Consider the following 13,660-nt stretch of genomic DNA (forward strand, 5'->3'; position numbering starts at 1 on the left):
CCCCCCCCCCCCCCCCCCCCCCCCCCCCCCCCCCCCCCCCCCCCCCCCCCCCCCCCCCGCCCCCCCCCCCCCCCCCCGGCGCGTCACGGCCGGCCGGGGTCGTGCCACCAGCGCGGCCACGCCGCCAGCAGGGCCCGCGAGTCCGCGACGAAGGGCCGGGCCGGGTCCGCGAGCCGCTCGCGCAGCCGCTGCGCCGGTTCCCACCAGCCGGCGGCGACCTCGGACTCCTGCAGCACCAGGGGCGTCCCGTCCCACCACGCCTCGTACACGTGGGCCAGGTAGTGCGTGGCCTCGTCCCGGTACCAGCGCCGCAGCACCGGGCGCAGCTGCGCGGCGCGCACCCCCAGCTCCTCGGCCAGCTCGCGGCGCGCGGCCTCGTCCGGGCGCTCGCCGGCGCCGACCACCCCGCCGGCCAGGCAGTCGTGGGCGCCGGGGGCGACGTCCTTGGTGCCGGTGCGCCGGTGCACGAACACCCCGCCGCGCCCGTCGCGCAGCAGCACCCCGGTGGCCGCGTGCGGCAGGTTCAGCGCCCGGACGCGCGAGCGCCGTGCGCTCCCGGTCACCCGCCCGGCGGGGTCGGCGGGGTCGTACAGGGCCACGAGCTCCTCACCGGCGGGGTGCTGCGGGGAGAGCTCCACGGGCGGGGACGCTACCGCGGCACCGGCACCCACCTGGACCTGGTGCGGTCGACGCAGCGCGGGTCGACGCAACGTGGTGGCGCAGGCGCGCAGCGTGCCGTCCGCGGGGGCCGGGTCCTCCGATCGGGGGATGCCGACCGGCGGGGGAACTCCGCACGACGGACGCACGGCCCCCCGGTGAAGAGCCTAGGGTGACGCGGGTGCGAGTCCCCCTGATGAGCCCTGCCCGCCCCGCCGCGCGCGCCGGCGCGCGCCCGGTCGTGCGCCGGCTGCTGCCCGCGGCGTCCGCCGCGACCGCCGCGGCCCTGCTGCTGACCGGCTGCGGCGGCGAGGAGGAGGTCTCGGCCGTGGCCGTGGGGCAGGTGCAGCGCGGCAGCGTGCAGGAGGTCGTCGAGGCTCCCGGCACCGTCCAGCCGCGCGCCTCCTCCACGGTGCACGCCCCCGCCACCGGCACGGTCGCGACCCTTCAGGTCGGCGACGGCGAGCAGGTGCAGGCCGGTCAGGTGCTCCTGACGATCGACTCCCCGCAGGCGCGCGACGCCCTGGAGCAGGCCGAGCGCGCCGACGCCCAGGCCGCGCGCTCCGGTTCCGGTTCCTCCGCCGGCGCCGACCCCGAGGAGCTGGCCGCCCAGCAGCGCCGCGCCGCCGCCGACGCGCAGGCCCGCTTCGCGCAGGCCGAGCAGCAGGCCGCCGCCGTGCCCGACCCCGTCGCCCGCGAGGCCGCCCTGGCCGCGGTGCGCTCCTCGCGCACCCAGTACGAGCTGCTGGCCGCCCAGACGCAGGCGCTGGTGGAGCAGGTCAGCGCCGGCCTCGGCGACGTCGACGACGCCGTGGCGGCCCTCGGGCAGGCCCAGCGGGTGCAGACCCGCGCCGCGGTCAGCGCCGCGCGGGCCACCGTGGACGCCCTGACCGTGCGAGCCCCCATCGCCGGCACCGTCTCCCTGGCCGCCACCGGCGCCGGCGGCGGCGGTGCGCTGCCCGCCGGTGCCGAGAACCTGCTGCGCGGCAGCGGGGTCTCCCTGCCGTCGGAGGCCCTGGCCGGGGCCGCGTCCGGTGCGGACCCGGCCGGCTCCCCGGTCCTGGCCGCCGGCGCCGCCGTGAGCGCCGGCGCGCGGCTGCTGAGCGTCGTGGACGCCTCCGTGCTGACCCTGACCGCCGACGTCGACGAGTCCGACGTGCTGCGCGTGCAGCCGGGCCAGAGCGCCCGCGTGGGCGTGGACGCGGTGGAGGGCTCGACCTACCGCGGCACCGTCACGAGCGTGGACCCGACCGCCTCCGGCGGCAGCGGCGGCGCCGTGACGTACACGGTGCGCCTGAGCTACGACGGCGGCACCACCGAGGGTGGCGGTACGGGGGGCGAGCCGGCGCCCACGCCGCTGCCGGGCATGTCCGCCGCGGTCTCCCTCGTGGTCGCCGAGGCCGACGACGTGCTGCGCGTGCCCGCCGCCGCGGTGCTGCGCGCCGGCGCCGACGGCGCCGACCCCGACTCCGAGGCGGTCTGGGTCGACGACGGCGGCGTGGCCCGGCTGCGCCCGGTCGTGGTGGGCGTGCGCGGGCAGGGGGCCGTGGAGGTCCTGGAGGGCTTGCGCGAGGGCGAGCGCATCGTCACCGAGGGCGCCGCCGACGTGCGCGAGGGCCAGCAGCTGCCGTGACGCACCTCGCGCCCCACCAGCAGCCCCCCCACCAGCCCCGTTCCCTGGACCCGCGACCCGGCGTGCCGGGTGGGCAGCCGGGTGGGCAGCCGGGTGAGCAGGAGCCCGCTGCGCCCGGGCCCCGCGCCGCGCCGGCCATCGAAGCCGTGGACGTCACCCGCAGCTACTCCTTCGGCGGCGGTCAGGTGCAGGCCCTGCGCGGGGTCAGCTTCACCGTCGCCGACGGCGAGTACGCCGCCGTCGTCGGCCCCAGCGGCTCGGGCAAGTCCACCCTCATGCACCTGCTGGGCTGCCTGGACCGCCCCACCTCCGGCACCCTGCGCGTGGGCGGGCGGGACCTGCGCGAGCTGTCCGACGCCGAGCTGGCCGAGCTGCGCAACCGCCAGATCGGCTTCGTCTTCCAGTCCTTCCAGCTGCTGCCGCGCTCCAGCGCCGTCGACAACGTCGCCCTGCCCCTGCTGTACCGGGGCGTGAAGGGCCCCCAGCGGCGCGAGCGGGCCGCCGAGGCCCTGCGCGCGGTGAACCTGGGCCACCGCCTGGGCCACCGCCCCACCCAGATGTCCGGCGGGGAGCAGCAGCGCGTGGCCATCGCCCGCGCCCTGGTCGGCGAGCCGCGCATCCTGCTGGCCGACGAGCCCACCGGCAACCTCGACACCCGCAACGGCGCCGAGGTCATGCGCATCCTGGAGGACCTCAACGCCCAGCGCGGGGTGGCGGTCGTGCTGGTCACCCACGACGACGAGGTCGCCGCCCGCGCGCGCCGCCAGGTGCGGGTGCGCGACGGCCTCGTCGAGAGCGACAGCGCAGCCCCCGCGGCCGGCGGGCAGACGAGCGGCGGGGGAGCGGCGTGAAGGGCCTGGAGGCGTTCCGCGTCGCCCTGGACGCCCTGCGCGGCAACCGCCTGCGCAGCCTGCTGACCACCCTGGGCATCGTCATCGGCATCGCCGCGGTCATCATCGTGGTCTCCATCGGCGCCGGTGCCCGCGAGCGCATCGAGTCCCAGGTGGAGGGTCTGGGCTCCAACCTCATCCTCGTCGTGCCCGGGCAGTTCGACACCGCCGACCTCTCCGCCGGCGCCGCGGCCGCCTCCACCCTGCAGCGTTCCGACGCCGAGCTCCTGGCCGAGGTCACCGGTGACGCCGGCGCCGTCACCGCCCGCCTCAGCTCCGGCGCCCAGGTGCGCGCCGGCACGACCGAGCAGTTCGTCACCGTGCAGGGCACCGACCAGAACCTGCCGGAGGTCTTCACCCGCCCCGTGGCCGACGGGGCGTACTTCACCGCCTCGGACGTGGAGGCCCGCCGCCGCGTGGCGGTTCTCGGCTCGCGCACCGCCGAGGCGTTCTTCCCCGGCGCGGACCCCGTGGGCCGGCAGATCACCGTGGCCGGCAACCGCTTCCGGGTGGTGGGCGTGCTCGCCGAGCAGGGCGAGTCCTTCGGCGTGTCGCAGGACAACGAGATCCACGTGCCCATCACCGTCGCCCAGCGCCTGTTCGCCCTGCAGCGCGTGGACGCCTTCGCCGTCAAGGCCCCCGGCGCCGAGGCCGTCCCGCAGCTCTCGCGCGAGCTGCAGCGCGCCCTGGAGGCCGAGTACCCCGACCAGGCCTTCAGCGCCGTCACCCAGACGCAGATCCTCGGCGTCATCGGCGACATCCTGGGCCTGCTGACCGCGGTGCTGGCCGCCATCGCCGCCATCTCCCTGCTCGTCGGCGGCGTCGGCGTCTCCAACATCATGCTCGTGTCGGTGCGGGAGCGGACCCGCGAGATCGGCCTGCGCAAGGCCCTCGGCGCCCGCCAGCGCGACGTGCTGGTGCAGTTCCTCGTCGAGGCGGTGCTGCTGACCACCGTCGGCGGCGTCATCGGCATCGCCATCGGCCTGACCGGCTCGCTGCTGGTGGACCGCTTCTCCCCCCTGCCGGCCAGCGTGGAGTGGTGGAGCCCGGTGGTCGCCTTCGTCGTCTCCGCGGCCGTGGGCGTCTTCTTCGGCGTCTTCCCCGCCCGCCGCGCCGGGCGGCTGGACCCGGTCGTCGCCCTGCGCGCCGACTGAGCCCGGCCCGCCGGGTGCGGCGCGGCCGCGCGCCGGGCCGCACCCGGCCCCGTAGGGTCGGGGCGTGAGCGTGCGCAGGGTGACCGGCCTGGAGACCGAGTACGGGATCTCGGTGCCCGGCGACCCCGGCGCCAACCCGATGCTGCTGTCGGCGCAGGTGGTCAACGCCTACGCAGCACCGCTGACCGGCTCGATGGGCTCGGCGCTGCGCGCGCGCTGGGACTACGAGGACGAGGCGCCGCTGCGCGACGCGCGCGGCTTCGAGGTGCCGCGCACCGCCGCCCACCCCTCCCAGCTGACCGACGCACCCGCCCGCGGCAACGGTCAGCGCCGCGCCGCGCCCAGCGCCCCCGACGTGGTCAGCGCCGAGTCCGAGGACCCGACGATGGCCAACGTCATCCTCACCAACGGCGCCCGCTTCTACGTCGACCACGCCCACCCCGAGTACTCCTCGCCGGAGGTCCTCACCCCCCGCGACGCGGTGCGCTACGACCGCGCCGGCGAGCGCATCCTGCTGGACGCGCTGCGCCGCGTGGCCGCCACACCCGGCCTGACCCCGGTGACCATCTACAAGAACAACACCGACGGCAAGGGCGCCTCCTACGGCACCCACGAGAACTACCTCATGGACCGCGCCACCCCCTTCGCCGACGTGGTGCGCCACCTGACGCCGTTCTTCGTCTCCCGGCAGGTCTTCACCGGTGCCGGCCGCGTGGGCATCGGCCAGGACTCGGCCGGCACCGGCTTCCAGATCAGCCAGCGCGCGGACTTCTTCGAGGTCGAGGTGGGCCTGGAGACCACCATGAAGCGGCCCATCATCAACACCCGCGACGAACCGCACGCCACCGCCGAGAAGTACCGGCGCCTGCACGTGATCGTCGGTGACGCCACCATGTGCGAGGTCGCCACCCTCCTGAAGGTCGGCACCACGTCCCTGGTGCTGGCGGCGCTGGAGGCCGGCGCGCTCGCCGGGGGCCCGGCCGGCGACCTGCAGGTGGCCGAGCCGGTGCGCGCCCTGCACGAGGTGTCCCACGACCCGGGCCTGCAGCACCTGGTGCGCCTGCGCGACGGGCGCCGGATGACGGCCCTGCAGCTGCAGTGGGCCTACTTCGAGGCCGCCGCCGCGTTCGTCGACGACCGTCAGGGACCCGACGCCGACGCCGACACGCGCGAGGTCCTGACCCGTTGGGAAGGGGTGCTGACCAGGCTCGGCGACGACGTGATGTCGGCGGCCCGCGAGGTCGACTGGGTCGCCAAGCTGCGCCTGCTGGAGGGCTACCGCTCCCGGGACGGGCTGGGCTGGGACAGCCACCGGCTGCAGGCGGTGGACCTGCAGTGGTCCGACGTGCGCCCGGAGAAGGGCCTGTACCTCAAGCTCGCCGAGCGCGGGCAGGTGGAGCGCCTCGTCACCGAGGAGGCCGTGCAGCACGCGGTGACCCACCCGCCGGAGGACACCCGTGCCTACTTCCGCGGCGAGTGCCTGGCCCGCTACGGCTCCCGGGTGGCCGCCGCCAGCTGGGACTCCGTGATCTTCGACGTGCCCGGCCGCGGCGCCCTGCAGCGCGTCCCCACCCTGGAGCCGCTGCGCGGCACCCGCGAGCACGTGGGCGCGCTGCTGGACCGCTGCGCCACCGCGGAGGAGCTCGTGGCGGCCCTGACCGGCGGCTGAGCGCCGCCCTGCCCACCGTCGACCCGCGGCCCGGACACCGGGGCGCGCGCGGGCCGGCCGGGTTAGTGTCGTCAGCACGCCGGCCGTGCGGCCGGTGCTGACCGAGACGTCAGGGGGAGCCAGCCGATGCCTGGACAAGAGCAGCAGCGCCCGAGCCGCCGCGAGGACGAGCCGGAAGAGACTCCCGCCGTGCCCGCGCAGGCCACGGCCCAGTCCGCCGAGACCGTCGCCGAGGTCGACGCCCTGCTGGACGAGATCGACGAGGTGCTGGAGTCCAACTCCGAGGAGTTCGTGCGCGGTTTCGTGCAGAAGGGCGGGCAGTGACCCGCACCCGACGCTGAACCGGTTCCCTGAGCGGCCGCCGGAGCGTCCGCCGCTCCCGCCGGCGGCCGCGCTGCGCCGGGCCGCGGGCAGGAGCGCCGGGTAGGGTCGCGCGGGTGAGCCAGGACCCCAGCGGACGGCTCCCGGCGGCGTTCCTCGTGCCGGGCTCCTCGTCCTTCACCGACTTCGTCCGAGACCACGCCCCCGAGGTGCTGCCCGGCGCCCGGCGCCTGCCGGCCGCCGGTGTCGGCGCGCTGGGCGGCGGCCCCGGCGCCGGCCAGCCCCCGCACGCCACCACGATCGTGGCGATCGTGTTCGCCGACGGGGTGGTGATGGCCGGCGACCGGCGCGCCACGGCCGGCAACGTCATCGCGCAGCGAGACATCGAGAAGGTGTTCCCCGCCGACGACCACTCCTGCGTGGGCATCGCCGGCACCGCCGGTCTCGCCCTGGAGATGGTGCGCCTGTTCCAGGTCGAGCTGGAGCACTTCGAGAAGCTCGAGGGCGCCCTGATGTCCTTCGAGGGCAAGGCCAACCGCCTGGCGGCCATGATCCGCGGCAACCTGGGCCTGGCCATGCAGGGCCTGGCCGTGGTGCCGGTGTTCGCCGGCTACGACCTGGCGGAGGGGCGCGGGCGCATCGTCAGCTACGACGTCACCGGCGGTCGCTACGAGGAGGTCGACCACCACGCCGTCGGCTCCGGCTCCGTCTTCGCCCGCGGTGCGCTGAAGAAGCTGTTCCGCCCCGGTCTGGACGCCTCCACGGCGGTGCGCGTGGCGGTGGAGGCCCTGTGGGACGCCGCCGACGACGACTCCGCCACCGGAGGACCGGACCTGCTGCGGCGCATCTGGCCCGTCGTGGCCGTCGTCGGCGCCGACGGCTACCGCCGCCTGGGCGACGACGAGCTCGCCGAGGTCGTGCAGGCCGTCGTCGCCGGGCGCACCGGCAACCCCGGCGGCAACCCGCTGACCACCCCGACGCAGGCCCCGCAGCAGCAGGGAGGTGCCACCGCATGAGCGTGCCGTTCTACGTCTCGCCCGAGCAGGTGATGAAGGACAAGGCCGACTTCGCGCGCAAGGGCATCGCCCGCGGCCGCGCGGTCGTCGTGGTCGCCTGCGCCGACGGCATCGTCTTCGCCTCCGAGAACGCCTCCCGCGCGCTGCACAAGATCTCCGAGATCTACGACCGCGTGGCCTTCGCCGCCGTCGGCAAGTACAACGAGTTCGAGAACCTGCGCGTGGCCGGTGTGCGCTACGCCGACCTGCGCGGCTACTCCTACGACCGCAGCGACGTCACCGCCCGCGGCCTGGCCAACGCCTACGCGCAGACCCTGGGCACCATCTTCACCACCGAGTCCAAGCCGTACGAGGTCGAGCTCGTGGTCGCCGAGGTCGGCGACGCCCCGGGGACCGACCAGGTGTACCGCCTCACCTACGACGGCTCCGTGGCCGACGAGCACGGCTACGTCGCCATGGGCGGCTCCGCCGAGCAGATCACCGCCGAGCTCGCCGGGCACTGGCACGCCGGCATGGACCTGTCCCAGGCGCTGCGCCTGGCCGTGCGGGCCCTGGGCAGCGACGCCGCGGCCGCCGCGGCCGGCTCCGGGCCGCGGACCATCGCCCCCGACCAGCTCGAGGTCGCCGTCCTCGAACGCGCCCGCCCCCGCCGCGCCTTCCGACGGCTGGGACCGGCGGCCCTGGCCGGCCTGCTGGGCACGGACCCGACCCCGGACGGCCCGGACGGCGCTCCGGACGGTGGCGAGACCCCCGGTCCGGACACCCCGCCGGAACCACCCGCCTGACCCGCTGGAGCCGGCCCCCCGGCCCGCACCCGGACCCCGCGCGGGGACCGTCGCCACCCCCGAGCCCGCCCGGGCCGGCGGCGCCGGTCCCCGCGCCGCGTTTCGCAGCGCTGCCCGCCCCGTTCGTGCCTATGGTGGGCAGATGGATCGTCGGATCTTCGGGTTGGAGACCGAGTTCGGCGTCACCTGCGCGTCCGAGGGCCAGCGCAAGCTGTCCCCGGACGAGGTGGCCCGCTACTTGTTCCGCAAGGTCGTCTCGTGGGGACGGTCCAGCAACGTCTTCCTGCGCAACGGTGCACGCCTCTACCTCGACGTCGGCTCGCACCCCGAGTACGCCTCGCCCGAGTGCGACGACGTGCGTCAGCTCGTCGTGCACGACCGAGCCGGCGAACGCACCCTCGAGGGCCTGCTCGTGGACGCCGAGCGCCGCCTGGAGGAGGAGGGCATCGCCGGGGAGGTGTTCCTCTTCAAGAACAACACCGACTCCGCCGGCAACTCCTACGGCTGCCACGAGAACTACCTCGTCTCCCGCCACGGCGAGTTCGGCCGCCTGTCCGACGTCCTCATCCCCTTCCTGGTCAGCCGCCAGCTCGTCGTCGGCGCCGGCAAGGTCGTGCAGACCCCCCGCGGCGCCACCTACTCGCTGTCCCAGCGCGCCGACCACATCTGGGAGGGCGTCTCCAGCGCCACCACCCGCTCGCGCCCCATCATCAACACCCGCGACGAACCCCACGCCGACGCCGAGCGCTACCGCCGCCTGCACGTCATCGTCGGCGACTCCAACATGTCCGAGACCACCACCATGCTCAAGGTCGGCTCCACCGACCTGGTGCTGCGCATGGTCGAGGAGGGGGTGGCGCTGCGCGAGATGACGCTGGAGAACCCCATCCGCGCCATCCGCGAGATCAGCCACGACCCCACCGGACGCAAACCCGTGCGCCTGGCCAACGGCCGCGAGGCCAGCGCACTGCAGATCCAGGAGGAGTACCTGGCCAAGGCCAAGGACTTCGTGGAGACCCGCGGACTGCAGACCCCCACCGTCAAGCGCGTCCTGGACCTGTGGGAGCGCGCCCTGCGCGCGGTGGCCACCGGTGACCTCGGCCTCGTCGACCGCGAGGTCGACTGGGTCATCAAGAAGAAGCTGCTGGACCGCTACATGGCCAAGCACGACCTGAAGCTCACCAGCTCCCGCATCGCCCGCCTGGACCTGGCCTACCACGACATCCACCGCGGCCGCGGCCTGCACTACCTGCTCGCCGCCCGCGGCATGGCCGAGCGCGTCTGCTCCGACATCGAGGTCTTCGAAGCCCTCTCGGTGCCGCCGCAGACCACCCGCGCCAAGCTGCGCGGCGACTTCGTGCGCGCCGCCCAGGACAAGCACCGCGACTTCACCGTCGACTGGGTCCACCTCAAGCTCAACGACCAGGCCCAGCGCACCGTGCTGTGCAAGGACCCCTTCAAGTCCGTCGACGACCGCGTCGAGCGCCTCATCGACAGCATGTGACCGACAGCGCGCGGCGCCCCCGCCGCGTCCGGAAGCGCCCTGCCAGGTCGCACCCGGTGGTCTGTCAGGCGACGCACAGGCACCGCGGCTAAGGTGCCGGGGACCGACCCCACGACCCTGAGGATCCCCGTGCCCCGCCGCATCGCCGCCCTGCCCGCCGCCGCCGTGGCGCTCGCCGTCCTGCTCGGCGCGTGCGCCTCCGAGCCGGAGGCGCCCACCCCGGCGGAGCAGAGCGCCTCGGCCTCCGAGGCCGCGGCGACCGTCGAGCCCGCCGTGGACGCGGACCTGCCCGTCGAGGTCACCGGTGACGTCGACCCCGCCGTGGCGCCGCAGGTGCAGATCACCACGCCGCTGACCGTCGAGGAGACCAGCCGCGAGGTCGTCGCCCAGGGCAGCGGCGAGGAGGTCGCCCTGGAGGACGAGGTGCAGTTCGCCTACGCCCTCTACGCCGGCTCCACGGGTGAGCTGCTGGACTCCAGCTACGGCGGCACCGACGCCCGCTTCGAGCTCGGCGACGTCACCAAGGGCATCGCCCGCGGCCTGGTCGGCTCCCACGTCGGCGACCGCCTCGTCATCGCCATCGCCCCCGACGACGGCTTCGGGGAGGCCGCCTCCCAGTTCGGCAAGGAGGGCGTGGACGCCGAGACGACCTTCGTGCTCGTCGCCGACGTGGTGCGCATCGTGCCCACCCAGGCCACCGGGGAACGGGTCGACGCACCGGCGAACCTGCCGGCCGTGGACGTGGACGAGCAGGGCGTGCCCACCGGCTTCACCGTCTCCGACCCCACCCCGCCCGCGGACACCGTCGCCCAGACCCTCATCAAGGGCACCGGCCCGGTCATCACCAGCGGCATGACCGTCAAGATGCAGTACGTGGGCGCCACCCTGGCCGACGGCGAGGTCTTCGAGAGCTCCTGGCAGGGCGCCGACGCGTTCGAGACCACCATCGGCACCGGCCAGGTCATCGCCGGCTGGGACGAGGGCATCGTCGGGCAGACCGTCGGCAGCCGGGTCCTCCTCGTGATCCCCGCCGCCGACGCGTACGGTGAGCAACCGACCGGCGGGCAGCCCGCGGGCGCACTGGTGTTCGTGGTGGACATCCTCGACGCCTACTGAGGCGCCATTCGGACCACGGGCGAGCACGCCCGCCGGTGCACACCCAGACCACCCCGACACCCCTGCGACAGGAGCAGCACCCGTGAGCGAGCGCACCAAGCCCGAGGTCGACTTCCCCGGCGGCGAGCCCCCCACCGAGCTGCAGGTCACCGACCAGATCGTCGGTGACGGTCCCGAGGCCACGCCCGGCAGCACCGTCAGCGCCCACTACGTCGGCGTCGCCTTCAGCACGGGGGAGGAGTTCGACGCTTCCTGGAACCGCGGGCAGCCGCTGGACTTCCCCCTGGGTCGCGGCATGGTCATCGCCGGATGGGACCAGGGCATCGTCGGCATGCGCGTCGGCGGCCGGCGCACCCTGGTCATCCCCCCGCACCTGGGCTACGGCGACCGCGGCGCCGGTGCGGCCATCAAGGGCGGCGAGACCCTGATCTTCGTGGTGGACCTCGTCGGCGTCGGCTGAGCGACCGCTCCTGCCGGCACGCCCCGCACCGCCCCGGCGGTGCGGGGCGTGCCGCGTTCAGGAGCGCAGCAGGGCGGCCGCGTGCCGACCGGCCACCGCCGCGGCCACGAACGAGGCCCGGTCGGCCTCCGGGCCGCGACCCATCGTCGACAGCGGCACCGGGCACGCCGCCAGCGCCTCGTCCAGGCCCGCGGTGCCCACCGGCACCCACCGGTGCCGGCCCCGCGGTGCGCACAGCGCCCGCGCCTGCTCGCGCACCCCGTCCCAGAAGGCGCCGGCCTCGTCCGGCACGACGACGTCCACCGGCGCCAGCGCCACCCGGCCCACCGCCGTGGCCGAGTGGTGCGACAGGCCCCGGTGCCGCTCGCGCTCGTCGGCCTGCGAGACGCGCAGCGCCGCCACCGCCCGCCCGCCCAGCACCGCGGCGGCGTTGAGCGCCTCCCCGGCCGCCACCCCCGAGAACCCCCACCGCGAGCCCGTGCCCAGGTTGCCCGGGCCCTGCGCCACCACCACCACGTCCGCGCCGGCCACCAGTCGCGCGGCCAGCAGACCGGTGTGCACGGTCGCGGCCTCCAGGTCCCCGCCGAAGCTCTGCCCGGTGCTCACGCACGCCGCCAGCCAGCCCGCCTCGCGCAGCCCCGCCACCGCCCGCGAGAACGCCGCCGGCAGCGCACCGCCGTCGGTCATCACGTACACCACCCGCGCCTGCGGCGCGTCCGCGCGCAGCCCCGCCACGACCGCGGGCAGCGCCGAGTGCAGGTCCGCGACCACGACCGGCACACCGGCCAGGTCGTCGGCGCCGGCGAGCACGTCGTGGTGCGCCGACTCCTGCTCGTCCACGCCCAGCACCATCGCCTGCAGCGGCGTGTAGCGGGCCTTGACCAGGTGCCCGGGCCCCGGCGGCGGGTCCGCCGGCAGCGCCTCGGGCAGGGCCACCACCATCGCGTACCCCCCGGTGCCCAGCCCCCGCGCCAGGGCCGCGGTGTTCACCAGCACCCGGTCCCCGGCGACCGGGCGCCCCACCAGCGCCGTGTACGCCAGCGCCCGGACCTGCGCCCCGGGCGCGTCCGGCCCCGCCAGCGCCCCCTCGGGCGCCCGCTCCAGCAGCACCCGGCACTCCAGCGCACCGGGCCGCTCCCGCAGCACCTCCACGACCGTCCCCGAACGCCACCTCAGCACCCTGACGAGGCTAGGGGGTGCCCCCGCGCGCCCGCCGGGCCCCGCGCCCCGCGGGAGCACGCACCGCCCGCTGCAGCACCCCGCCCACCCGCTCCACCAGCCCCGCGGCACGCTCGACCACCGCAGCCGGCGCCTCGTACGCCCAGCTCGCCCCCACCCGCAGCGCCACCGCCCGCACCCCCAGCGACACCAGCACCGCTAGCACCACCCACACCGGCGGCAGCCACCACGGCCGCCCCCACGCGGCAGCGACCCCCAGCGCCACCACCGCGCTGGTGCCCACCCCCACCACCAGCTCGTGCACCAGGTACACCGGCAGGGTGCGCCGGCCCAGCCAGCCCGCCGCCGCGCACAGCGCGCCCGCGCCCGCGCCCGGCAGCGCCGTCAGCAGCACCGCGAACGCCAGCCCGCACACCACCGCCACGACGCTGACCGCGCTGGCCGCCCCCACCACGTCCAGGAGCCCCGCGCCGTGCGCCACCAGCACCCCCGCACCCACCGCGCTCAACCCCGCCGCAGGCAGCACCCGCAGCGTCCCCAGCAGCCGCAGCAGGTGCGCGCGCAGGCACCAACCCAGCAGGAAGAAGACGAAGCAGCGCCCCATCTGGTGCCACACGTAGTACGGCGCCCGCAGCACCTGCTCGCTGGTGGCCACCGACAGCAGCGCCGCCGGCACCAGCACCCACGCCGCCCGCCGCCCCAGCGCCCGCGCCGCGACCGTGAACGCGGCCAGCGCGTACAGGTACCAGAGCCCCGTCGTGGGCCGCAGCGGCGCCAGCAGCAGCGGCACCAGGCTGTCGGCCTCCCACGGCTGGAACCGCGGCGTCACCACCCGGAACACCGCGAAGCGCACCAGCGACCACAGCGCGAACACCCACAGCAGCGGCACCAGCCGCGAACGCAGGAGCCGGCCCCACGAGCGCCCCGCCGCCGAAGCCGCCAGCAGCCCCGAGACCAGGAAGAACAGCGGCATCCGCAGCAGCACCAGCTCGCCGTTGACCGATCGCCACCCCACCGGCAGCAGGTGCGCGGCGTCCAGGTGCAGCACCGCGTGGTGCAGCACCACCAGCACGATGGCCAGACCCCGGGCCACGTCCAGGGCGGGCAGACGGCGCACGGGCAACGGCCTTCCGGTTCCGGTGGGCGGGGGAGCGCACGGGGTGCGGGTCGGGGCCACGGGGAGCGGGCGCAGCGCGCCGGGCACGAGCGCGAGCACCACCGCGCGGCGCAGGGGACGCTACCCGTCCGCGGACCCGCCGGTGGACCCGCCCGGGGC

General features: G+C 76.1%; 13 protein-coding genes. 10 read left to right on the top strand and 3 right to left on the bottom strand.

Features of this window, described 5'->3' with window-relative positions:
* Positions 1–83: 83 nt before the first annotated feature.
* Positions 84–638, bottom strand: coding sequence for an NUDIX domain-containing protein (locus ACRYR8_RS13540; RefSeq protein WP_432485099.1), 555 nt, complete (start codon positions 636–638; stop codon positions 84–86).
* Between the two features lie 200 nt (positions 639–838).
* Here ACRYR8_RS13540 and ACRYR8_RS13545 point away from each other — a divergent pair, with 200 nt between their 5' ends.
* The 10 genes from ACRYR8_RS13545 to ACRYR8_RS13590 all read left to right on the top strand — a co-directional run bounded on the left by ACRYR8_RS13545 (position 839) and on the right by ACRYR8_RS13590 (position 11,205).
* Complete coding sequence (locus ACRYR8_RS13545; RefSeq protein WP_432485101.1) at positions 839–2,290, top strand: efflux RND transporter periplasmic adaptor subunit; 1,452 nt, start codon at positions 839–841, stop codon at positions 2,288–2,290.
* Positions 2,291–2,427: 137 nt separating this feature from the next.
* Positions 2,428–3,141 (top strand): ABC transporter ATP-binding protein, encoded by a 714-nt coding sequence (locus ACRYR8_RS13550; protein WP_432485149.1) that lies wholly within the window; start codon positions 2,428–2,430, stop codon positions 3,139–3,141.
* Entirely contained in the window at positions 3,138–4,334 is a 1,197-nt protein-coding gene (locus ACRYR8_RS13555) for an ABC transporter permease (RefSeq protein WP_432485103.1), read from the top strand. Before ACRYR8_RS13550 ends, ACRYR8_RS13555 begins: the two co-directional genes overlap by 4 nt.
* Positions 4,335–4,398: 64 nt before the next feature.
* Entirely contained in the window at positions 4,399–6,003 is a 1,605-nt protein-coding gene (dop, locus tag ACRYR8_RS13560; protein ID WP_432485105.1) for a depupylase/deamidase Dop, read from the top strand.
* 126 nt (positions 6,004–6,129) lie between these two features.
* The gene (locus tag ACRYR8_RS13565; RefSeq protein ID WP_432485107.1) at positions 6,130–6,327 is read left to right on the top strand and encodes a ubiquitin-like protein Pup; all 198 of its coding nucleotides are present in this window, start codon (positions 6,130–6,132) and stop codon (positions 6,325–6,327) included.
* A 113-nt stretch (positions 6,328–6,440) separates the two neighbouring features.
* Positions 6,441–7,340 (top strand): proteasome subunit beta, encoded by a 900-nt coding sequence (gene prcB / locus ACRYR8_RS13570; protein ID WP_432485109.1) that lies wholly within the window; start codon positions 6,441–6,443, stop codon positions 7,338–7,340.
* Positions 7,337–8,125 carry a proteasome subunit alpha gene (gene prcA / locus ACRYR8_RS13575; RefSeq protein WP_432485111.1) on the top strand — a complete coding sequence of 263 codons (789 nt, stop codon included), beginning with the start codon at positions 7,337–7,339 and terminating at the stop codon, positions 8,123–8,125. The genes prcB and prcA overlap by 4 nt, the downstream gene beginning before the upstream one ends.
* A gap of 142 nt (positions 8,126–8,267) precedes the next feature.
* Entirely contained in the window at positions 8,268–9,629 is a 1,362-nt protein-coding gene (pafA, locus tag ACRYR8_RS13580) for a Pup--protein ligase (protein WP_432485113.1), read from the top strand.
* 129 nt (positions 9,630–9,758) lie between these two features.
* Positions 9,759–10,745, top strand: coding sequence for an FKBP-type peptidyl-prolyl cis-trans isomerase (locus ACRYR8_RS13585; RefSeq protein ID WP_432485115.1), 987 nt, complete (start codon positions 9,759–9,761; stop codon positions 10,743–10,745).
* Between the two features lie 82 nt (positions 10,746–10,827).
* Positions 10,828–11,205, top strand: a complete 378-nt coding sequence (locus ACRYR8_RS13590; RefSeq protein WP_432485117.1) for an FKBP-type peptidyl-prolyl cis-trans isomerase — start codon at positions 10,828–10,830, stop codon at positions 11,203–11,205.
* Between the two features lie 57 nt (positions 11,206–11,262).
* Here ACRYR8_RS13590 and ACRYR8_RS13595 read toward each other — a convergent pair whose 3' ends face one another.
* Complete coding sequence (locus ACRYR8_RS13595; protein ID WP_432485119.1) at positions 11,263–12,384, bottom strand: DUF3866 family protein; 1,122 nt, start codon at positions 12,382–12,384, stop codon at positions 11,263–11,265.
* A gap of 10 nt (positions 12,385–12,394) precedes the next feature.
* Positions 12,395–13,501 (bottom strand): acyltransferase family protein, encoded by a 1,107-nt coding sequence (locus ACRYR8_RS13600; RefSeq protein WP_432485121.1) that lies wholly within the window; start codon positions 13,499–13,501, stop codon positions 12,395–12,397.
* Positions 13,502–13,660 lie beyond the last annotated feature (159 nt).

Origin of the sequence: Kineococcus esterisolvens (assembly GCF_050871405.1) — a bacterium.
GTDB lineage: Bacteria > Actinomycetota > Actinomycetes > Actinomycetales > Kineococcaceae > Kineococcus.